General features: G+C 44.6%; 19 protein-coding genes. 16 read left to right on the forward strand and 3 right to left on the reverse strand.

All coding sequences use genetic code 11. From position 1 onward, the window contains the following. The first annotated feature begins 67 nt into the window (after positions 1 to 67). The 10 genes from KKZ03_RS20555 (at position 68) to KKZ03_RS20600 (ending at position 9,633) form a co-directional block, all read left to right on the forward strand. Positions 68 to 319, forward strand: coding sequence for a CCDC90 family protein (locus KKZ03_RS20555; protein WP_243218606.1), 252 nt, complete (start codon positions 68 to 70; stop codon positions 317 to 319). A gap of 12 nt (positions 320 to 331) precedes the next feature. Then, entirely contained in the window at positions 332 to 1,882 is a 1,551-nt protein-coding gene (ubiB, locus tag KKZ03_RS20560) for a ubiquinone biosynthesis regulatory protein kinase UbiB (protein ID WP_243218607.1), read from the forward strand. Positions 1,883 to 2,333: 451 nt separating this feature from the next. Beyond that, complete coding sequence (locus tag KKZ03_RS20565) at positions 2,334 to 2,534, forward strand: cold-shock protein (RefSeq protein ID WP_243218608.1); 201 nt, start codon at positions 2,334 to 2,336, stop codon at positions 2,532 to 2,534. A 399-nt stretch (positions 2,535 to 2,933) separates the two neighbouring features. Beyond that, a complete protein-coding gene (locus KKZ03_RS20570; RefSeq protein ID WP_243218609.1) occupies positions 2,934 to 3,410 on the forward strand; it encodes a formate dehydrogenase subunit gamma in 477 nt (158 codons plus the stop codon). Continuing rightward, complete coding sequence (locus KKZ03_RS20575) at positions 3,407 to 4,960, forward strand: NADH-quinone oxidoreductase subunit NuoF (RefSeq protein WP_243218610.1); 1,554 nt, start codon at positions 3,407 to 3,409, stop codon at positions 4,958 to 4,960. Before KKZ03_RS20570 ends, KKZ03_RS20575 begins: the two co-directional genes overlap by 4 nt. A 21-nt stretch (positions 4,961 to 4,981) precedes the next feature. After that, positions 4,982 to 7,834 carry a formate dehydrogenase subunit alpha gene (fdhF, locus tag KKZ03_RS20580; RefSeq protein ID WP_243218611.1) on the forward strand — a complete coding sequence of 951 codons (2,853 nt, stop codon included), beginning with the start codon at positions 4,982 to 4,984 and terminating at the stop codon, positions 7,832 to 7,834. A 78-nt stretch (positions 7,835 to 7,912) separates the two neighbouring features. Continuing rightward, positions 7,913 to 8,161 carry a hypothetical protein gene (locus KKZ03_RS20585; RefSeq protein WP_243218612.1) on the forward strand — a complete coding sequence of 83 codons (249 nt, stop codon included), beginning with the start codon at positions 7,913 to 7,915 and terminating at the stop codon, positions 8,159 to 8,161. Between the two features lie 3 nt (positions 8,162 to 8,164). After that, positions 8,165 to 9,001 carry a formate dehydrogenase accessory sulfurtransferase FdhD gene (gene fdhD / locus KKZ03_RS20590; RefSeq protein WP_243218613.1) on the forward strand — a complete coding sequence of 279 codons (837 nt, stop codon included), beginning with the start codon at positions 8,165 to 8,167 and terminating at the stop codon, positions 8,999 to 9,001. 6 nt (positions 9,002 to 9,007) lie between these two features. After that, positions 9,008 to 9,223, forward strand: a complete 216-nt coding sequence (locus KKZ03_RS20595) for a formate dehydrogenase subunit delta (RefSeq protein WP_243218614.1) — start codon at positions 9,008 to 9,010, stop codon at positions 9,221 to 9,223. A gap of 191 nt (positions 9,224 to 9,414) precedes the next feature. Beyond that, entirely contained in the window at positions 9,415 to 9,633 is a 219-nt protein-coding gene (locus KKZ03_RS20600) for a hypothetical protein (RefSeq protein WP_243218615.1), read from the forward strand. A 146-nt stretch (positions 9,634 to 9,779) separates the two neighbouring features. Here KKZ03_RS20600 and KKZ03_RS20605 read toward each other — a convergent pair whose 3' ends face one another. Together KKZ03_RS20605 and KKZ03_RS20610 are read right to left on the reverse strand one after the other, a co-directional pair. Then, positions 9,780 to 10,178, reverse strand: a complete 399-nt coding sequence (locus tag KKZ03_RS20605; RefSeq protein ID WP_243218616.1) for a rhodanese-like domain-containing protein — start codon at positions 10,176 to 10,178, stop codon at positions 9,780 to 9,782. Between the two features lie 34 nt (positions 10,179 to 10,212). After that, positions 10,213 to 12,714, reverse strand: coding sequence for a mechanosensitive ion channel domain-containing protein (locus KKZ03_RS20610; RefSeq protein WP_243218617.1), 2,502 nt, complete (start codon positions 12,712 to 12,714; stop codon positions 10,213 to 10,215). Positions 12,715 to 13,080: 366 nt separating this feature from the next. Here KKZ03_RS20610 and KKZ03_RS20615 point away from each other — a divergent pair, with 366 nt between their 5' ends. The 6 genes from KKZ03_RS20615 to KKZ03_RS20640 all read left to right on the forward strand — a co-directional run bounded on the left by KKZ03_RS20615 (position 13,081) and on the right by KKZ03_RS20640 (position 19,729). Further along, the gene (locus tag KKZ03_RS20615; protein ID WP_243218618.1) at positions 13,081 to 15,312 is read left to right on the forward strand and encodes a fused MFS/spermidine synthase; all 2,232 of its coding nucleotides are present in this window, start codon (positions 13,081 to 13,083) and stop codon (positions 15,310 to 15,312) included. Positions 15,313 to 15,684: 372 nt separating this feature from the next. Beyond that, positions 15,685 to 15,891: a cold-shock protein gene (locus KKZ03_RS20620; RefSeq protein WP_243218619.1), complete on the forward strand. Its 207-nt coding sequence runs from the start codon at positions 15,685 to 15,687 to the stop codon at positions 15,889 to 15,891. A 108-nt stretch (positions 15,892 to 15,999) separates the two neighbouring features. Next, complete coding sequence (locus KKZ03_RS20625; protein WP_243218620.1) at positions 16,000 to 16,266, forward strand: RNA-binding protein; 267 nt, start codon at positions 16,000 to 16,002, stop codon at positions 16,264 to 16,266. A 744-nt stretch (positions 16,267 to 17,010) separates the two neighbouring features. Continuing rightward, positions 17,011 to 18,426 (forward strand): undecaprenyl-phosphate glucose phosphotransferase, encoded by a 1,416-nt coding sequence (locus KKZ03_RS20630; RefSeq protein WP_243218621.1) that lies wholly within the window; start codon positions 17,011 to 17,013, stop codon positions 18,424 to 18,426. 158 nt (positions 18,427 to 18,584) lie between these two features. Continuing rightward, complete coding sequence (locus tag KKZ03_RS20635; protein ID WP_243218622.1) at positions 18,585 to 19,223, forward strand: VanZ family protein; 639 nt, start codon at positions 18,585 to 18,587, stop codon at positions 19,221 to 19,223. Then, positions 19,196 to 19,729: a transposase gene (locus KKZ03_RS20640; protein ID WP_243218623.1), complete on the forward strand. Its 534-nt coding sequence runs from the start codon at positions 19,196 to 19,198 to the stop codon at positions 19,727 to 19,729. Before KKZ03_RS20635 ends, KKZ03_RS20640 begins: the two co-directional genes overlap by 28 nt. A 438-nt stretch (positions 19,730 to 20,167) precedes the next feature. Here the strand turns inward: KKZ03_RS20640 and KKZ03_RS20645 are convergent, their stop codons facing one another. After that, positions 20,168 to 20,851 (reverse strand): hypothetical protein, encoded by a 684-nt coding sequence (locus KKZ03_RS20645; protein WP_243218624.1) that lies wholly within the window; start codon positions 20,849 to 20,851, stop codon positions 20,168 to 20,170. Between the last annotated feature and the right edge of the window lie 399 nt (positions 20,852 to 21,250).

A 21,250-nucleotide genomic window follows, 5' to 3' on the forward strand; every position in this document is an offset into this window, starting at 1 on the left:
CGTTCTACCTTCACCTATTGGCTTTGTTATACTGTAAAACATATCCAAAATTTACCGGACAGGCATTATGGCGACAATATCTTTTGATACATTAAAATTTGTTGAAAAACTCAAAGCAGGCGGCATCCCTGACGATCAGGCCAGAGCGATATCTGAGGCATTCCGTGATGCTTCCGGCGAGGCCGACCTGGTTTCAAAAAAAGATTTGCAAATCGAACTTGCCCCCATTAGAGCAGATATCAATCTAATAAAATGGATGTTGGGTATTCTATTGGGCGGCGTAATGACGTTAATTCTTAAAGCTTTTTTTCCACTATAATTTTGTAAATACGTGATCCGACCTAAATTAGTATTACGCCTGATCCATATCAATTGGGTTCTCGTCGTTCATGGCCTGGACGAAATCGTTTTAAAAACCCATTTATTCCGCCCTATTCGTTATCTGGCTTTTATCACTCCCAGCTATTGGCTTAAACCCAAAGCAGACACGCGTGGCGTCAGAATCAGACGCGCCCTGGAAGATCTCGGGCCTATTTATGTCAAATTTGGCCAGGCTTTATCTACACGTAAAGATCTGCTGCCTGATGACATTTCAGATGAACTGGTAAAACTGCAAGACCGGGTTCCACCCTTTGCCAATGAGATTGCCCGCAGTATTATTGAAACAGAACTGGGCATGTCAATTACCGAGGCTTTTGCCGAATTTGACCCAACGCCATTGGCCTCAGCGTCAGTCGCACAGGTTCATACTGCTGTATTACATACTGGTGAAAATGTCATTGTTAAAGTGTTGCGCCCGGATATTGAAGATCGTATTCGTTCCGATATAGGCTTGCTTTACGAGTTGGCACGTTTTGCGGAACGGTTTTGGTCTGATGCCAGAAGATTGCGGGCAATCGATGTCGTTGCTGAATTTGAAAGATCCACACTGGATGAACTGGATCTGGTCAGGGAAGCTGCCAATGCTGCCAAATTGCGCCGTAATTTTGAAAATTCGGAATTGATCTATATACCCGAAGTCCACTGGTCCCTGACGCGAAAAAAAGTCATGGTCATGGAAAGAATTTACGGCATACCCGTCGGCGAAATAGAACAACTGAAAGCCGCTGGCGCAGACTTTAAAGCATTGGCTGAACGCGGTGTAGAAATATTTTTTACCCAGGTATTCAGAGATAACTTTTTTCATGCCGATATGCACCCCGGCAATATTTTTGTCGATGTTCCCGACAAATACATAGCGGTTGACTTTGGTATTGTTGGCTCCTTGTCTTTATCTGATCAACGTTATCTGGCAGAAAATTTTCTGGCTTTTTTTAACCGTGATTATCGAAAAGTTGCAGAAATGCACGTTGAATCGGGCTGGGTCCCCAGCACAACCCGCATTGAAGAATTTGAATCTGCGATTCGTAGCGTTTGCGAACCCATCTTTGAAAAGCCGTTAAAAGATATTTCTTTTGGCCAATTATTATTGCGTTTATTCCAGACCGCACGACGTTTTGATATGCATGTTCAACCACAACTGGTGTTACTGCAAAAAACGTTGCTTAATATTGAAGGCTTGGGCAGGCAGCTTTATCCTGAACTGGACTTATGGCAAACCGCCAAACCTTTTCTTGAAAAGTGGTTCCATGAGCGCTTGAGCCCAAAAGCCAAAATAAACAAAATAATTAAACAGTTCCCTGCCTTTGCCGAGCAATTTCCGGAAATTCCTTCTTTGCTTTACAAAGCATTGGACAATGCCGCCAACTCACAGCAACACGCAGAAGTGCAGCAACGAGAACTGACTTTATTACGCCAGCAAATGGATAATAATCATAAGACTACCGTATGGGCCATGATTATTAGCGCCATAATTATTAGCGCCGCCGTATTATTTCAATAAGCGATATTCAAGAATCTGAACTCAATCCCCGGCTAAACTTATTCTCAAGCCCAAGCTGAGCTCGATCCCAAGCTCCAGCTTGGGATCGAGCTTATTTACTCCGCAAAAAACAAGGTTCTCGCTATCGAGTGCAAAAACCCGATAAAAAAACTCGTCGCGATAGCAACATTAAAGCTGATTACACAATCAGCTAGCAAATCAGCCAATAAATATTCATGGCTTACAAATCAGCAGTGTTTATTTGTTAGCTATTCACACACTAAAATTATTGACATTCTAAAGCCCCCACTATAGAATTCGCCCAGCTTGAAAATTGACTTACCGTTATGCTTATCTCTACGACGTTTTTCCTGTATGGCTCGTCCTGTTTATCATAAGTAATTCTTAAATTTCTCAGCGCCACCAATCTTGCAAAAGACTTCAATTACATATTTTATATTAGGATTACACAATGGCCACTGGTACAGTTAAATGGTTTAACGCTGAAAAAGGTTTCGGTTTTATTCAACAAGAAAACGGCGCTGACGTTTTTGTTCATTTCCGTAACATTAACAGCTCAGGCTTTAAATCTCTTGATGAAGGCCAAAAAGTACAGTTTACTGTTACACAAGGCCAAAAAGGCCCGCAAGCAGAAGAAGTAACCATCATCTAATTGCACAATGAACTGTAGCCTTATTATTTTTAGGCTACAGTTTGCGTTACCCTGCCCCGCACTATAAAACCCAAGCAACATTAACTTCTCCTGTTAATTTCCAACCCTGCCTTTTCAGACTACCCTTTAAACTTTAAAAACCTGCTGTACCTCCGCCAGATTAACTACCTTTAAAGCTTTCGCCTCGCTACTCTTATTTTCGCCTGTTTAAAGCCGCATTCGTTAAACCTACCCTCATACAACCATCCGATTTTCTGCCCTGCCTGATAAAGCTTACATATTGTGTCTATTTATGTCTTTTTACACATAAATTTTCTTGTGCTATGCTAACACTAGTTTTAAAGCAGCATGAAGGATGTAGGTTGTTTTAATGAATAAATTCGCCATTAAGAGTTGACCATGACTGAATCGAGCAATATGCAAGCGACCGTACAAGCAATAACGACTGCACTTAAAGATAAACCCGGAGCACTTTTACCTATTTTACATGCCATTCAAGATAGTATCGGCTATGTTCCTGCGGAAAGCGTGCCGGCTATTGCCAAAGCATTAAATCTTTCGCGTGCCGAAGTACATGGTGTCATCAGCTTTTATCATTATTTCCGCGAGAGCAAACCGGGCAACCATACTATTTATCTTTGCCGTGCTGAATCCTGCCAGGCAATGGGCGGAAAAAAATTGGAACAACATATAAAAGATAGCTTGGGTATTGATTTTCATGAAACCACTGCAGATGGTGAATTCTCGTTAGAGCCGGTCTATTGCCTGGGCAACTGCGCCTGCTCGCCAGCCATGCAAATTGGCACCGAAATTTATGGACGGGTGTCGGCAGACAGCTTTGACACGACCATTAATGAAACCAAGGAACTTGCATGAGTATCACCATTTATGTCCCTTGCGATTCCAGCGCAATTTCTCTGGGAGCTGACAGGGTAGCCATTGCTATCGCCAAGGAAGCTGAAAAACGCAACATTACCATTCAATTAATCCGCAACAGTTCACGCGGCCTGTTCTGGCTGGAACCACTGGTTGAAGTAGCCACCGCAGAAGGCCGTCTGGCTTATGGCCCGGTTCAGGTTGGCGATGTAGCCAGCCTGTTTGATGCCAATTTTGTACAGGGCGGCACGCACCCTCTGCTCTTGGGTTTAACCGAAGAACTGGATTACCTGAAAAAACAACAACGCTTAACTTTTGCGCGGTGTGGCATAACCGATCCTGTCAATCTGGATGACTATATTGCTCACGAGGGTTATCGTGGTTTAAGCAATGCCTTAAAAATGTCACAGGCCGATATTGTTAAAACAGTTACTGATTCCGGTTTGCGGGGACGCGGTGGCGCGGCTTTCCCTACAGGCATTAAATGGAATACCGTACTGGGTACGCCATCAGAACAAAAATATATTATCTGTAATGCTGACGAAGGCGATTCCGGTACCTTTTCTGACCGCATGGCGATGGAAGGCGACCCGTTTGTATTAATTGAAGGCATGACTATCGCCGGTATTGCCGTTGGCGCTAATCAAGGTTATATCTACTTGCGGGTAGAATATCCTCATGCCCATAAAGCCCTGAATACCGCTATTGAAAAAGCTTATCAAGCCGGTTACCTGGGCGATAATATTCAAGGTAGTGGTAAAACCTTTAACCTTGAGGTTCGTCTGGGTGCTGGCGCTTATATTTGTGGCGAAGAAACGTCTCTAATGGAAAGCCTGGAAGGCAAACGTGGCCTGGTGCGTTTTAAACCACCACTGCCTGCCATTAGCGGTTTGTTTGGCAAACCCACTGTCGTCAACAATGTTATTTCCCTAGCCTCCGTACCCATAATACTGGATAAGGGCGGTGATTATTACCGTGATTTCGGTATGGGTCGCTCACGCGGTACTTTGCCGCTGCAACTTGCCGGTAATATTAAACACGCAGGCTTGGTTGAACTGGCATTTGGTATGACGCTAAGAGAACTACTCTATGATTTTGGTGGTGGCACAGCATCAGGACGACCCATCAAAGCCGTTCAGGTAGGTGGCCCTTTAGGTGCTTACTTACCCGAATCACAATTTGATACTCCATTAGATTACGAAGCCTTTGCCGCAAACTGGACGGTATTGGGTCATGGCGGCGTTGTCGTTTTTGATGACACGGCCAATATGGCTGAAATGGCGCGTTACAACATGGAATTTTGTGCCATTGAATCCTGCGGTAAATGCACACCCTGCCGCATAGGTTCAACCCGGGGTTATGAAGTTTTAGATGACATTATTGCCGGCCGGGAGCTAAGCAAAAATGTACCTTTATTACGCGATCTTTGTAACACCCTACTAAACGGTTCGCTTTGTGCATTAGGCGGCATGACTCCCTATCCTGTTTTGAGTGCTTTAAATAATTTCCCGGAAGACTTTGGGATAGATGAAAAAGCCGGCGCAGCCTGATAACGACACGAGGAATGATTCATGAGCATTAATAAACAACAAGATTTTGGTACCCCTGCCAGCACGGCAACCCAATTGGTTACCCTGGAAATTGACGGTTTTAAGGTAACGGCACCCGTCGGCACATCCATCATGCGTGCAGCAGCAAGTATCGGCATTGATATTCCTAAATTGTGCGCAACCGACAGCATTGAACCCTTTGGTTCTTGTCGGCTTTGCGTAGTCCAGATTGTCGGTGGCAAAGGCATGCCGGCATCTTGTACCACACCGGTTGCAGAAGGCTTAAAAGTTGTTACCCAAAACAAAAGTCTGGCTGATGTCCGTCGTGGCGTTATGGAATTATACATTTCCGATCATCCACTGGACTGTCTGACCTGTTCTGCCAATGGCGATTGCGAACTGCAAGATATGGCCGGCGCGGTAGGTTTGCGCGAAGTGCGTTACAACCCCATTGAAACCCATCTTGATGCAGTTAAAGATGAAAGTAACCCTTACTTCAGCTTTGACCCCAGCAAATGTATTGTCTGCTCTCGTTGCGTCAGAGCGTGCGAAGAAACCCAGGGTACTTATGCGTTAACCATTGATGGTCGCGGCTTTGATTCCAAAGTATCGCCCAGTCAAAACGAAGCTTTCATGGATTCCGAATGTGTCTCTTGTGGCGCTTGTGTACAAGCCTGCCCAACGGCAACCTTAATGGAAAAATCGGTTATTGACCACGGCCAACCGGAACACGCCATTATCACCACCTGTGCTTATTGTGGTGTCGGCTGTTCGTTCAGGGCAGAAATGAAAGGCGAACAAGTCATTCGCATGGTGCCCAATAAAGATGGCCAGGCCAATCATGGTCACTCCTGTGTTAAGGGACGCTTTGCCTTTGGTTATGCCACGCATAAAGACCGCATGACCAAACCGATGATTCGTGCCAGCATTAAAGATGCCTGGCAAGAAGTCAGCTGGGAAGAAGCCATTAATCATGCCGCCTCAGAATTAAAACGCATTCAGGCAAAGTATGGTAGGGATGCTATTGGCGGCATTACTTCTTCACGCTGTACCAACGAAGAAGTTTATATCATGCAAAAACTTATTCGTGCAGGTTTTGGTAATAACAATGTTGATACTTGTGCGCGGGTTTGCCATTCACCCACCGGTTATGGACTAAAACAAACCTTTGGTGAATCATCCGGTACGCAAGATTTTGACTCCGTGATGAAAGCGGACGTCATTATGGTTATTGGTGCCAATCCCACCGACGGCCATCCGGTGTTTGGTTCGCAAATGAAAAAACGCCTGCGTCAGGGCGCAAAATTGATCGTCATTGATCCGCGTGAAATTGATCTGGTTAGCAACTCACCGCATGTACAAGCCAATCACCATTTAAAACTGCGTCCCGGTACCAATGTTGCCTTGATTAATGCCATCGGCCACGTCATCATCACCGAAAAATTAATGGACGAAGCCTTTGTCAAAGAGCGTTGCGATATTGCCTCCTTTGCAAAATGGGAAACTTTTATCGCCCAGGAGCATAACTCCCCGGAAGCCACAGAATCTGTGACCGGCGTTCCTGCCACTGAACTCAGGGCAGCAGCAAGGCTTTATGCTACCGGCAACAATGGCGCCATTTATTACGGCCTGGGTGTTACTGAACACAGCCAAGGCTCTACCATGGTTATCGGTATTGCCAACATCGCCATGGCAACCGGTAATTTAGGTCGTGACGGCGTTGGTGTTAACCCGCTGCGTGGACAAAACAACGTACAGGGTTCTTGCGATATGGGTTCATTTCCGCATGAATTCCCGGGCTATCGCCATGTGTCTGATCCTGCTACCCACAAACTGTTTGAAGCCGCATGGCAAGCTGAATTAAGCGATGAACCGGGCCTGCGTATCCCCAACATGTTTGATGCCGCCATGGATAAAAACTTTATGGGACTGTACTGCGAAGGCGAAGATATTGCCCAGTCTGATCCTGACATTCAACATGTTCATGCCGCCCTACGTTCTATGGAATGCGTCATTGTGCAGGATATTTTCCTTAATGAAACCGCAAAATTTGCCCATGTCTTCTTGCCCGGTTCATCATTTTTAGAAAAAAGCGGCACTTTTACCAACGCAGAAAGACGTATTTCACCGGTACGTAAAGTCATGACGCCATTGGCAGGCTATCAGGATTGGGAAGTCACCCAACTGCTGTCAAATGCCATGGGTTACCCGATGAACTACAGCCATCCATCAGAAATCATGGATGAAATTGCCAGCCTGACACCGACTTTTGCCGGCGTCAGTTATGACAAAATTGACGAACTGGGCAGCATACAATGGCCCTGCTATGATGAAGACTCAGTCGGTACCCCAATCATGCATGAAGACAGTTTTATGCGCGATAACGGCAAAGGCTTGTTTATGCTGACCGAATACGTCCCCACCATAGAACGTAGCAGTCGCAAATTTCCGTTGCTGTTAACCACCGGACGCATCCTGTCGCAATACAATGTCGGCGCCCAAACACGTCGTACAGAAAATAACGCCTGGCATGCAGAAGATCGTCTTGAAATTCATCCACATGATGCCGAAGATCGTGGCGTAAAAATGGATGACTGGGTCGGTATTAAAAGCCGTGCCGGTGAAACCGTGTTGCGCGCAACTATTACCGAACGTGTTCAACCTGGCGTCGTTTATACCACCTTCCATTTCCCGGAATCCGGTGCCAATGTCATCACTACCGATAACTCTGACTGGGCAACCAATTGCCCGGAATATAAAGTGACCGCCGTGCAAATCAGTAAAGTTAATCAACCGTCTGAATGGCAAGAAAAGTATCGTGCTTTTTCAGAAACCCAGTTGGATTTGCTTGAACAAGGCACCAGCAACAGCTAACCCTCCGTCAATCAGATACCTCTCTCTGGGGCAACCCGTGAGAGAGGCATTAAAACAATTTTTATAGCTAATGAAACCATGAGTTATGGCAGATACAAACGTATTCTCCTGTTAAAAAGGGTTGAAGTAACTTCTGCGCGCCTGCAGAAAGTACCCAATCAGGGAGTGCGAAAAGTAGAAGCACGTCTGGAACAGCGATCAAGAATAATGCAGGAGCGGCGTAGCGCTGTGCAAAGAAATATAAAACCAACTGTTATTACTCCCCTCCGCCTTAAGTACGACGGGGCGATTGCTTGTGTGCATGGCGATGCCATGGAAAAAAATTAACTGATGGACTCGTTACTATTGGACTTGGGCTGGCCCAGTTATCAGCAAAGATCCGTTGACCGCTGGCAAAATGGCCATCATGAGAAAAAACAAGACTATATTGCCGAAGAAGTGCCTATTTCCCTGATTTATAACGGCATGCCGCATGTAGTCATGCTGGCAACCCCGACTAATCTGGAAGAGTTTGCCTTGGGCTTTAGCATCACCGAAGGTATTATTAAAAATCCGCAAGAATTACTGTCAGCGCGGATTTATAATCGCTCCAATGGCATTGAAGTACAGTTAAAAATTCCCGACAACCGCTTTACAGGCATGGCCGATAAAGGTCGAAATTTAACCGGCCGTACCGGTTGCGGTCTTTGTGGAGCCAGCACCTTAAAACAAGCTATCCGCCAACCCAATGAGGTTAGTGGCGACTTATCCCTGTCAGGTGCCCAGTTGCGCGCAGCGTTAACCGACATTAAACAACACCAAACCTTAAACCTCTTAACCGGTGCCGTGCATGCGGCGGCTTGGGTTATTCCAGGCCTGGGCATTGTCGATCTCAGGGAAGATGTAGGACGGCATAATGCACTGGATAAATTGATCGGTTTATTACTTCGTACCGGCAAAGATTTATCTGCCGGCTTTGTCATCGTGACCAGTCGGGCCAGTTACGAAATGGTACAAAAAACCGCATGGGTAGGTATTACTATGCTCGCCGCTATTTCTGCGCCTACCGGTCTGGCCATAAGACTGGCCGATGAAACAGGACTTACTTTAATCGGTTTTGCCCGTGATGATCAACATGTTGTCTATACTCATCCACAGCGCTTAACTCACAGCAACCCTCTTATTTGATTAACCATGAAAATTGAAACACTTGTCAAAATGGCCAATGACATTGGTAATTTTTTTAACGCGGAAAGTAATAAAGAAATCGCTGCTGAAGGCATATCAAAACACATTTTACGGTCATGGCATCCTAAAATGCGTCGTGAAATAATTGCTTATTGTAAAGAAGATGGCTCGGCTTTAAGTGAACTGGCCAGAACCGCCATTACCAAACTTGATCAAGCTTAATTTTTATTCACCACGAAAACACGAAAAGCACGAAGAGCACGAATTTTTTTTGTTCATGCCCTTCGTGCCTTAAGCAGGACGTGTTTTGCAACGCAGTTTTTCACGTTACCAAGACACATCGTTTTTCTTCGTATCTTCGTGGTAAATAGTTTTTAAAATTTACGATTACCAAAAGCCCTAAGGATTAACTCATGAATACAACCGATGCTTACCGGCAAAGACTGTTAACTGAACTAATTGAACAAAGCGCTCAAATTGATGCGTTGGTAATAAAATCACGGCAAGCCACCGTTGGCTTTAACAAAGAGCTTGATAGCTTACGCGCCCAACAGAAAATAACCACCGGCAAACTACACGAACTGGAAAATGCTGACAATACAGTGTGGGAAAACATCGGTGATGGCGGTTAACTTAAGCTATTTTAGGGGGCGTGCTGTGCGCGCCAGATATGTCAAGAGCAAGTTGCTATCAACCTAAGGCATTGACACGCATCGCTCAAGCATAAATGATGCGCATCACTTCGTTCAGCACATTCTACAGCATGAAAGTCATCCACTTACTCAACATCAAAGCCGGCTTTTTTCCAGGCATTGGTGCCGCCCTCAAGATTGATCAAGTTACGGTAACCTAATTGATAAAGGGACTTTGCCGCCATATTTCCCATAGGACCGCCTTCGCAATATAGATAGATAGCGGTATTTTTATCCTTGGGAAATTTATCCTGGAATTTTTTAATTTCATTATAAGGCACAAAAAGATCCGTACCTTTAATATGCTGTTGTTCGGGGGTATGAACATCAACCAGAAAAACATCCTCATTTTGCAAGATTTGCTTTAATTCTGTCGCCGGCATTATTTTTAGGTAGTCAGGCTCTTGAGACGAACAGCCGGTAACGATAAAAATAACTGCTGTCAGATGCAACAGCATTGTCTTAACTTTAATTTTAGATTTCATAAAAACCCCTCTTGATAAGCCGATATAATAATTTTTAAGTAGCTTGGTCATGACCCATACCCCATGGCAGATTAGTCGGTAAAGCCTGATCAGCGTTTGCAATATTTTTAATATAAAGCGATTGAGTCGGGTGAGCAAATTCAATGCCCGCTGCTTGAAAGCGTTTAAATATCTCCAAATTAATTGCTTGTTGAATATCCATATAAATATTGTAATCCGGGCTCAACACATAATAAACGATTTCAAAAAGAAGCGCGAAATCCGTATACGACAAAAAATGTGCACGGTCGAAACGAATATTTTCCTGAGCTTCAATAATCTCCCTGAACATGACCGAAATTTCCGGCAATTTTTCTGCCGATGTCTGATAAACCACACCAATGTTAAAAATCACGCGCCGCTCTTGCATACGCTTGTAGTTACGGATTCGGGTATTAAGCAAATCGCCATTGGCGCAGATAATTTGCTCCCCCGTCAAACTACGAATACGCGTGGTTTTGATGCCGATATGTTCAATACTTCCCATAAAATCATCAAAGATGATAAAGTCACCGATGACGAAGGGTTTATCGAGAACGATAGACAAAGAGGAAAATACATCCTTTAGTATTTGCTGCATCGACAGCGCCACGGCGACACCACCAATCCCCAGTCCTGCGACCAATGCCGTTACATCTATGCCTAAGTTTTGCATGATCAGCAACAAGGCAATCGACCATAGAATAACTTGACTGGTAAAATTAAAAATCGTCAAAGCCCCCATACTGGCACCGTCGCGCTTGGTGCGCCGGGACAACACCCGAAATACCCAGGAGCGAACGAAACTGCTTGCCCATACGGTAGCCTGAAACACAAAAGCTACTTTCGTCAGCTTGGCAATGTTGGTTGTCGTTTCCAGGGAAAAAGTTAAAAACTGCGAGGCAACGTAAACCGCAAGCATTAAAAAGAAAAAGATATTTGCATGTTTAATACTGGCTAAAAAGCCGTTAATCAGGGAAGCATCGCTCGATTCCCCTAAATATTTCAGCCTCTTTATTAAAATCCAACGTAAAAAGAACAATAACGCAAAAGTGGCCAATGCCGAAACCAACGCGTAAGACCAATCCAGCATGCTATTGGCGTTAATTTTATAATCAACGGCCAACTTAAACCAATCATTCCATGATCGCTGGGAGGTTCGGGTACTTATTTCGTCAATGAGCTTGGTTTGCAAGCGGCGACTGTTTTCAAGTTCTGTATGCAAATCCTGAAAATGCTCAAGAATGCTGTTTATATGTTCGCGTTGCTGCGTCAATCCATGACGCTCATCAGGCGCCACTTTCTGCTCATTGTCCATTTTGTTGGACAAAGTAATCTGCCGGCTGCGCCAATCGGCCAGCCATAAGTTAAGAGCCGCCTTTTCATTATCGATTTGTTTTAACTGCTGAGTGGCTTTATTGCGCCATTTTGACAAGGTAGCCTGATCTACCAACTGATTAAAAATATCATAACGCTGCTGCCAAACCTCTTTCCAGCTGGCGAGTAATTCGACACGGCGAGTTGCGGTATCAACTTTGGTTTCTAACGCCTTTAATTTAAGACGCAATGCTTCAGTATAAACTTCGATTCTTTTTTGATCGTCAGGGTCTGCGCTATTGAGCTTTTTTCTGGATTGATCCAGACTATTTTTCACCGTCAATTGCTGTTCTTTTATGCGCACCAAATCCCGATTTAAAACAAAATCATCTTTATTAATACGCTGCAACTGATCTTGTAATTCATCCTGGCTAAATACGGCGTGCGTCTGAAGAAATTCAACCTGAAGTTTCAATAATTCAACATGGGTTTGGAGAACCGTTTTTACCTGCTTTTGAACACTCAGCTCAAATTGATGAAGCGCTTTTAATTGCTCAGCCAACTCTACATCCCGACGGGCAATTTCAAGATTAAGCTCTGCCGGTAGCGACAGACTGTCAGCTTCGGGAGCGGTATTTTCTTCAAGCCGTTTTAGCTTGTCCTGTTTTTGTTCCAGCACGGTTACAGCCTGCTGTACTATCCCGTCAACCACACTGATTTTAGATTCAAAGCCTTCTTCAGTGCGTAATTCCTGATTTAGCTCCTCATAATTCTGATCCAGCTCCATAAAAGAAAAATGCTGATCAGCTAAAGGCGGTATTTTTAAGTTGGCGATGTCTTCTTTCAACTGCTGATTTCTAACATCGAGCAACTGTAGTTGCTCCAGCTTTACAAGCTGCTGATCATAGGCAGTATCGGTTTGATTAAAAATTTCTTGCTCAAGCTCAAGCAGCCTCGCTTCTTCAACTTGTTCCTGGCTGGTAGCAAGGGATAGTCGACCGGCAATAGCAGTCGCCTGTTTTTTAAGTACTTGCTGTCCGTTCTTGATATCGGCAATTATTTGCTGATTGTCAGGTTTGGTTGAAACCTGGATAGTCGGGGTGGATGGTTCTTGGGATGGCGCTGCGGTTACTTCACCAATCAGCCCAAAAAGAATAAAAGCAAGGCTAAAAATTAAAAAAAATCGACTTTGTCCGGCCATAGACACACTCCTGTTTTAACTCTAAAAAATCCTGGCGCCTCTTTTGACCTGCTTATCTGACCGACAAGCGCGTTCAAAATTAACGCAGTAGCTTCATACTAACACCAAAAACATTGGCTAAGCTTTTTTGACGTGAGGCTCGATGGTTACAAACCCCATAGGATGTGCTGAATGCAATGATGCGCATCAAATAACCAGCAATCAACGATGCGCATCACTCCGCTCAGCGCATCCTACCCAAAGGTAAATCATGACAAAATCCTGTGAGTTTTATAAAAATTCACATTCAATTCCCCCCCTGGCGCAGCAAATGCTTTATTATTAGCGCATTAAAATAACAGGCCCAAACGGCGACACTAAAAAATAATGAACAACCCTTCAGAAGCAACCAACGACCGCCGCTTATCCCTGATAATTTTATTTGCCGGCACCTTGTTTACCAGTGCGTCGCTGATGTTTGTTCTGCAACCCTTGTTCGGGAAACTGTTATTACCTTTACTGGGCGGCTCTCCGGCAGTTTGGAATACCTGCATGGTGTTTTACCAAACTATTTTATTTCTTGGTTATCTCTACGCGCACACCATTTCCACGCGATTTAATCAACACCGCCAAATCCAGATACATGCCGCCGTTATTCTTATCAGCTTTCTGGCCTTGCCGTTAGCCTTGCCGGAAAACACCGTGCCACCGACTGACAATAATCCTACCTTTTGGCTGTTGTGGACCTTATTTTTGGCTATCGGACTGCCTTTCTTCGTGGTATCAACCACGGCGCCCTTAGTGCAAAAATGGTTTGCCAATATCGGCCACCACACCAGTCATGACCCTTATTACCTTTATGCCGCCAGCAACACCGGCAGCTTGATTGCCTTATTAAGCTATCCATTTTTACTTGAACCGGGCATTGGACTTGCCAATCAAAAAAATTACTGGAGCATCGGCTATCTATTCCTAAGCCTGCTTATAGCCGGCTGTGCTTTTGTTTTATGGAAAAGCCGGCAAAATGCCGATATTGCTGAAGACAGCGAACCCCAAGAAAACCTCGGTATTTACCGGAAACTTCATTGGTTGGCGCTGGCGCTGGTGCCTTCCAGCTTGTTGTTGGGGTTAACCAATTTTATCAGCACCGATATTGCCTCCGTGCCGTTACTGTGGATTATTCCGTTAACCCTGTATTTACTGTCGTTTGTGATTGTTTTTTCCAAATGGAATGACCAGATTCATCCTGTCATGGTCAAACTACAGCCCATTGTATTATTGCCGTTTATCGCTTACGCCTTTATCAATCCCGCCGACCTGCCATATTGGGCTTATCTTGGCCTGCACCTGCTGGCTTTTTTCTTTGCGGTGATGGTATGCCATGGCGAACTGGCCAAAAACCGGCCGCATACCCGGTATTTAACAACCTTTTACCTGATCATGTCCTTTGCCGGTATGCTGGGCGGCATGTTTAACACCTTTGTCGCGCCGTTTATTTTTAACGGCATTTATGAATATCCCATCATGATTGTCGCGGCGTTATTATTGCGTCCCGGAGCGGGTATCACCTTTAAAAAAAGCCTGCTGCTGCAAATAATACCCCCTGCCCTGTTGATCATTACCGGGCTGATTATTTATATCAATGTCGATAATTTACTGCTGTATTTTGACGCCATTGTTATCAGCTTGATTGTCTTAACGGTTTTTACTTATTTTTTCAGAGCCCTGCCGGTTGCCTTTGCTTTATTAACCGGTGCCATTATATTTCTTGCCCTTGGCGTACATGGCTTGTCATCGCATACGATTTATCAGGAACGCTCGTTTTTTGGCGTACTGGCCGTGCGTGAAAGTTACTTGATTAATGAACAAAACCAGTATGAAAAATATCATGAGCTCTTTCATGGCACCACCAAACATGGCGCACAGCGTCTGGCTGAAAACCTGGCCAACATACCGCTAACTTATTACAGTCGCCCCGGCCCAATGGGGCAACTGTTTAAAACCTATGACAACAGCAATAACCACTGGAACATCGGTATAGTCGGACTGGGCGCGGGGGCTTTAGCCTGCTATGCAAAACCTGAGCAAAACTGGACATTGTATGAAATTGATCCCTTGGTTATCGACATTGCCAAAAATACCGATTATTTCAGTTACCTTAAACGCTGCTCTTACAACACCACCATGAGCCTGGGTGATGCCCGTCTGTCACTTGAAAAAGAGCCTGATCAAAAATTTGATTTATTGGTCATGGATGCCTTTAGCTCGGATTCTGTCCCCACCCATTTACTCACCCGGGAAGCCCTGGCGCTGTATTTTAAAAAACTAAAGCCCAATGGCATACTGGCTTTTCATATCACCAATCGTCACCTGTCGTTAAAGAAAGTCTTATCGATTCATGCCGAGGATTTGCATTTTTCGGCGCTGATACAAGAATTTACACCGCAGCAAGATTTACCACTGGTGGTTGCCACCGACTGGGTAGTTATGGCAAAAAACCCTGAAACACTAGTGCCACTCAGCCAAAGCCGTTTGGGTCATTGGCAAAAAATGCCCTTATATTTTGACATGAAACCTTGGACAGATGATTTCACCAACATTGTCAGCATCTGGAAATAACAACCCGATTTAATAATCTACTGAAGCGTGACGGGGTTTGTAACCCCGTTACTGACGTTTTAAAGCTATTGCAGCCCTCAAACGTTTCGGTCGGGGTTGCAAACCCCGACCGGCATCCGGGTAAACCTTTAAGTTGGTCCAATTCAACCCTATCATTACCTAACTTAAAGTTTAAATGGCAAAATTAAAGATTAGCCACTATAATAGCCGGGTTAGTGGACAGTACTACGCGGCATATGCGGGACTTCTATTTAATAAATTTTGCCTATCAATCAGCACTTTTCAGAAATTCCTTTACGTTATTTTCCCATCGTGGCTGATATGATTTGCAATAAAATATTTACATTCATTTATTGATATTGAGGAAGTTACATGGCAACGGGTACTGTTAAATGGTTTAACGAGTCTAAAGGTTTTGGTTTTATTTCTCCTAGTGACGGCAGCGCAGATGTATTTGTACATTTTTCTGCAATCGCCAGCGACGGTGGTTATCGCACACTGGCCGAAGGCCAAGCGGTAAAATACGAAGTAGAATCAGGCGCCAAAGGCCCACAAGCTTCAAACGTATCAGCAGCGTAAGCTGAGATTACGTATCGACACACAACCTCGCCTAAATCAGGCGGGGCTGTGGCATAGCCGGTTTATCCGGTCAATATCAACTCACCCCCTGAATTTAGGATATGTCTTTTGAAACGACTTTTTGTAGGAAACTTACCTAGCGAGGCCACTGAGGCCACTGTTGAAGCTTTATTTTCAGAATACGGCAAAGTTCGCTCCATCCAACTTGTTTCCGATATTTTTAGCGGAAAATGTAGAGGATTCGGCTTTGTTGGAATGGAAGGCCACGAAGCCAGAGCTGCTATCGCAGCACTTGATGGCAACTTATATTGTGGCAAACCGTTAAAAGTTAAATTTGAAGAACCCGCTACCGGTAAAAATGGCAGACGCCATTAACCACACCACCCGCTCCAGCAAGATACCAAGCCTTAAGTCAATCACTTAACACCCAATTGACTTGCCTTGCCTCTACCAACAGGCAGAAACTACTGCACAAGGGCATCGTTACTAATTTTAAATAAACCCATAACGCATGGTGTAGATTAAGGTTATCACACCACGGATGATAATTTGCTGATCGGACTCCGATCACAATTAATTACCCGCTGTGTGACCTTTCAAAGTAACACTACCCGGGTTGGATGCAAGGTTTGGCTATAATATCTTAAGCAGAGTTATACGGGCGACCCACTGGTCGCCCTTCCTGCATCAGTCACCATCATCCCCCGCCCAACTGGTTAACAGCCCCACCGGACAACACTTAAACAAGCCCGTCTTGCCACAAAAACTACCTGAACTGTGCTGCATTTTTTTCAACTTATTTTATACGGATTACCCGGGCAATTCCTGTAGAATGTTTAGATGTCGGCGTAGTTATAAAAAAACCTCAATTTTTATATAAAATATAGATAATTTAGATATACAAAGATGCCATATTTATAGTTTAATAATAAAAAATATAATGCCTCTAAAGCCAAGTAACAAAAGAGCTCAATGAATCTGTTCAAGAACTTTTTAAGTCAAACCAAAACAAACAAGTTTTACACTAAACAGACACCTGTAGCGGCAATACTCACGTATTGTCAACTACACTGGTTAGTCAATTAAACAGGCATCACTTAACGCTTATAAACAAACCCAATGGCCCATCGTAATCCCGGATTTATTCGACCCCATCATTCCAAAGTTCAGGTGCTTAGCCGTACCTTTGATCTGGCCCTGATTGTAGCCTCACTCTATGCAACACTGCTTATCTACAACATTGCCCTGGACCGCGAATATCTGCTACCTTGCCTGATAGGCACCGCATTATTCGGTATTCTGGCTGAAAACAACGAACTCTATCAAGGTTGGCGTGGTATACCCATGTTTGATGAATCCATCAGCATTCTCTTGTCATGGTTGGGCGCTTTTACCTTATTGGTCAGCGGCACTTATCTTTATAACCCTGAATATGATTATTCATTAGAAGTTATAGAATTATGGTTGCCGCTTGCCCCTACCTGCATCATCGTAGCCCACACCCTTCAACGCAGCTGTTTGTCTTTGCTAAGAAAGCAGGGTTTTAACACCAGAACCTACGCCATACTGGGCGCCAACCCACTAGGACTGAGACTTAAAACCGCCTTATCGGACATGCCCTGGCTGGGTTACAATTTTATCGGCTTTTTTGATGACAGAATACAAACCGAAGAAAGGCGCTTGAGTCACCAAAAAATTGGCGATATAACCGGTGACTTTGAAGAATTGCTTAACCTGTCAAAAACCGGTGAAATCGACCATATCTATATCACCCTGCCCTTATGTGCTGAAAAGCGCATCAGCCACTTTGTGGCACTACTGGCAGACAGCACCGTTTCAGTTAACATCGTACCGGACTTTTTTACCTTTAACCTGATCCAGTCAAAATGGAGTAACGTGCAGGGCATACCCGTTGTCAGCGTCTTTGACACCCCGTTTAACAACGTTAACGGCGTTACCAAACGCCTTGAAGACTTGGCCCTATGCCTGTTTATATTACCGGTTATCGCCATCCCCATGCTGATTATTGCCATTACCATCAAAGTAACCTCGCCAGGCCCGGCTATTTTTAAACAGAAACGCTATGGTGCCAAAGGCGAACAAATAGAAGTCTGGAAATTTCGCTCAATGAGCGTCTGCGACAATGGCGACAAAATAAAACAGGCGACTCAAAATGATAGTCGCATTACCCCATTCGGCGCATTCTTGCGCAAATCATCCCTGGATGAACTTCCGCAATTTTTAAACGTCGTGCAAGGCACCATGTCTGTCGTTGGCCCTCGTCCTCATGCTGTAGCTCATAACGAATATTATCGCAAGCAAATACAAGGTTACATGCTGCGCCACAAAGTTAAACCCGGCATTACCGGTCAGGCCCAAGTTAACGGTTGCCGTGGAGAAACCGACACCCTGGACAAAATGGAAGCCAGAATTAATTACGACCTGGAATATATAAAAAATTGGTCGCTGTGGCTGGATTTGAAAATAGTCTTTTTAACCGTCTTTAAAGGTTTTACTGACAAACTGGCCTATTAACCGTTACTATAGGTACAAGATTAAAAAACTCACCACGAAGACACGAAATCACACTGGTTCCCAAGCTCCATACCCTGGTTCCCAAGCTGGTACTGGTTCCCAAGCTCCAGCTTGGGAACCAGTACCAGCTTGGGAACCAGTAGTCTGCATAACATTAATTGCCATCATTAAAAATGAGCAAATCAAACAATAATATCAAACCAACCATATTTCTTAGCCTGCTCATCATCGGCTTAATGGCCAGCCTGTTAATCGAATCGTCAGGGCCACCTTTAGCCATAATGGGACAAATACAGCACCTTGACAAGCTCGCACACTTTTTAGCCTTTAGCGGCTTAGGTTTGCTCGTTTGTGCACTAGCTTTTACGCTTAACCCTGTACCGACAATCCCCCTGCTCTCCATGCCGTTATTAATTGTTGGCATGTTCGGCATCATCGAAGAAAGCTTCCAAATGCTGATTCCCGGCCGTCAATTTGATTTATTAGACTTACTGGCAGATATCTGCGGCGCAATATTTGCAATTATGCTGACCAACCTGATTACCCCGGCTCCCAAGGCCTCCCTAGTTCCCAAGCTGGAGCTTGGGAACTGGATACAGAAAGCTCCAGCTTCCAGAGGAGATTATCCTGGTTCCCAAGCTCCAGCTTATCCTGGTTCCCAAGCTCCAGCTTGGGAACCAGAACTCCACGAGCTTGAGAACCAAAGCTCCACAAGCTTGGGCATAAAAGTACCGGAAGCTCCAGCTTCCCAAAATAACAAGGCAAACCCATGCCCAGAACCCGATACCGAGTTTTAGACAAAACCTGCCCGCACTTCTTAACTGCGACAGCCAACCATTGGCAACCGCTATTTACCCGCACAGAAACGGTCGATATTATCCTGGACTCATGGCGATTTTTACAACGTGAAGCCGATTTTAAAATATACGGCTATGTCATCCTTGAAAATCACCTACACCTTATTGCCGCCTCAAATGATTTAAGCCACGATATGCAGCGCTTTAAATCCTATAGTGCCAAACGAATCATTAGCTATCTGGAAAAACACCATGCTGCCGGTATTTTAGAACTACTGGCATTGTTTAAGAGAGCGCATAAAACCGAAAGTACCTATCAAGTATGGGAAGAAGGTAATCATCCACAGCTAATTGCATCAGAAGAAATGATGCGGCAAAAACTTGATTACATCCACCAGAATCCGGTAAAACGCGGCTATGTTGACTTACCCGAACATTGGCGCTATTCAAGCGCACGCGACTATGCAGGACAAAAAGGCTTGATTGATATAGTGCAGGCATGGTGAAGAAACTTTAACATTCTCGTTCCCAAGCTCCAGCTCTTTCTTGTTCCCAAGCTTTTCTCGTTCCCAAGCTTTTCTCGTTCCCAAGCTCCAGCTTGGGAACAAGAAGTTTATTCTTGTTCCCAGCTTTCTCATTCCCAAGCTGGAGCTTGGGTGCCAGAGGTTTATTTTGGCTCCCAAGAGTTCTTGTTCCCAAGCTCCAGCTTGGGAACACAATACAGCAAGCTCCAGCTTCCTGTATTGCAAAGCTGGAGCTTCGCATTTCTACCACCCAAGCTCCGGCTTATTCAAGTTTGTAAAGTTGGACTTAGGAGCCAGGAAACCAGAAGAGAGAACCAGTAAAGCCCCAGCCCCTCACCCTTCTCTCTTCTTTTTTATTTATTTTGCTTTTTTCGTGTTTTTCGTGATTTTCGCGGACAAAAAATGGTTACTCTAAAGCCCCTACACACCCACAGCAACACTAATCACATCGCTCCATTGACCGACTTGCTGATCGTGTAAACGATAGATAGCCTTATATTTCCATACGGCTCCGGTTGTTGGAAGCGGTGACGAATCCTTGGAATTGGGCTCTATATTAATACCAAGAAAAACAAAATTATTGCCATCCCCTCTATCTGTCCAAATTTCCAATGCACTAGCACCGCCTTTAGTCCATTGAATAACCGGGTGTCCGGCTTCACTGTAAACGCTTAAAATCGGCTTCCAGGTGCTGGTATCAATCACTTGCTCTGCACCTATCAACCATAAATCATGACCGATGGCCGGGGTATAATTTTTATGAGCTTTAATATGTTTCGCCAATGCAGAAAGCCTTGGGATAATTCCGGGCTGAACAGCCGGAGGAATTGGCTCCGGCAGTATCGGCATGGCAGGCCAACCGGCATTACCCGTACCGCCATCGCGCAACAGATTCTTAAAGCTTGTCCAGGCCTGAGAATAAGCCTGCACCACACCCAAAGCTTGTAACGCATAACGAAAACACAGGGCATCGGCGTTTAGTGCCGCCAAATCTTGAGAGCTAATTCCTAAAAGATCGGCATAACGAGGCAAAGTAATAGCAAGATGCTCTAACAAATCGGCTTTGTCGTCATCAGTATTGGGCATAAAAGATAAAGTAGCCATAATGTGTAAACTCCTACGGGTTGTTTATAGATTACATAAAGTTAAATAAATAAGCGGTGATGGTTAATCATCAGCACTTAAAAATGATTGATCAGTGCCCGGCAACGGCTGATGGGCACTCAACAATCATAAAATAATCTCGACAATGATTAATGAGTGCCCGGCAATGACTGATAGGCACTCAACAATAACTGATTAGTGCCCGGCAACGGCTGATGAGCACTCAACAATCATAAAATAGTCTCGGCAATGATTAATGAGTGCTCAGCAATCACTGATCAGTGCCCGGCAATCGCTGATGGGCACTCAACAATTACAAAATAATAAAGCCAAGGCTTGATTAGCATTCAGCAAGGCTTGATAAGTGCTCGTTAGACCCTGATTACCGCCCGGCAAACC

Origin of the sequence: Methylobacter sp. S3L5C (genome assembly GCF_022788635.1) — a bacterium.
Lineage (GTDB): Bacteria > Pseudomonadota > Gammaproteobacteria > Methylococcales > Methylomonadaceae > Methylobacter_C.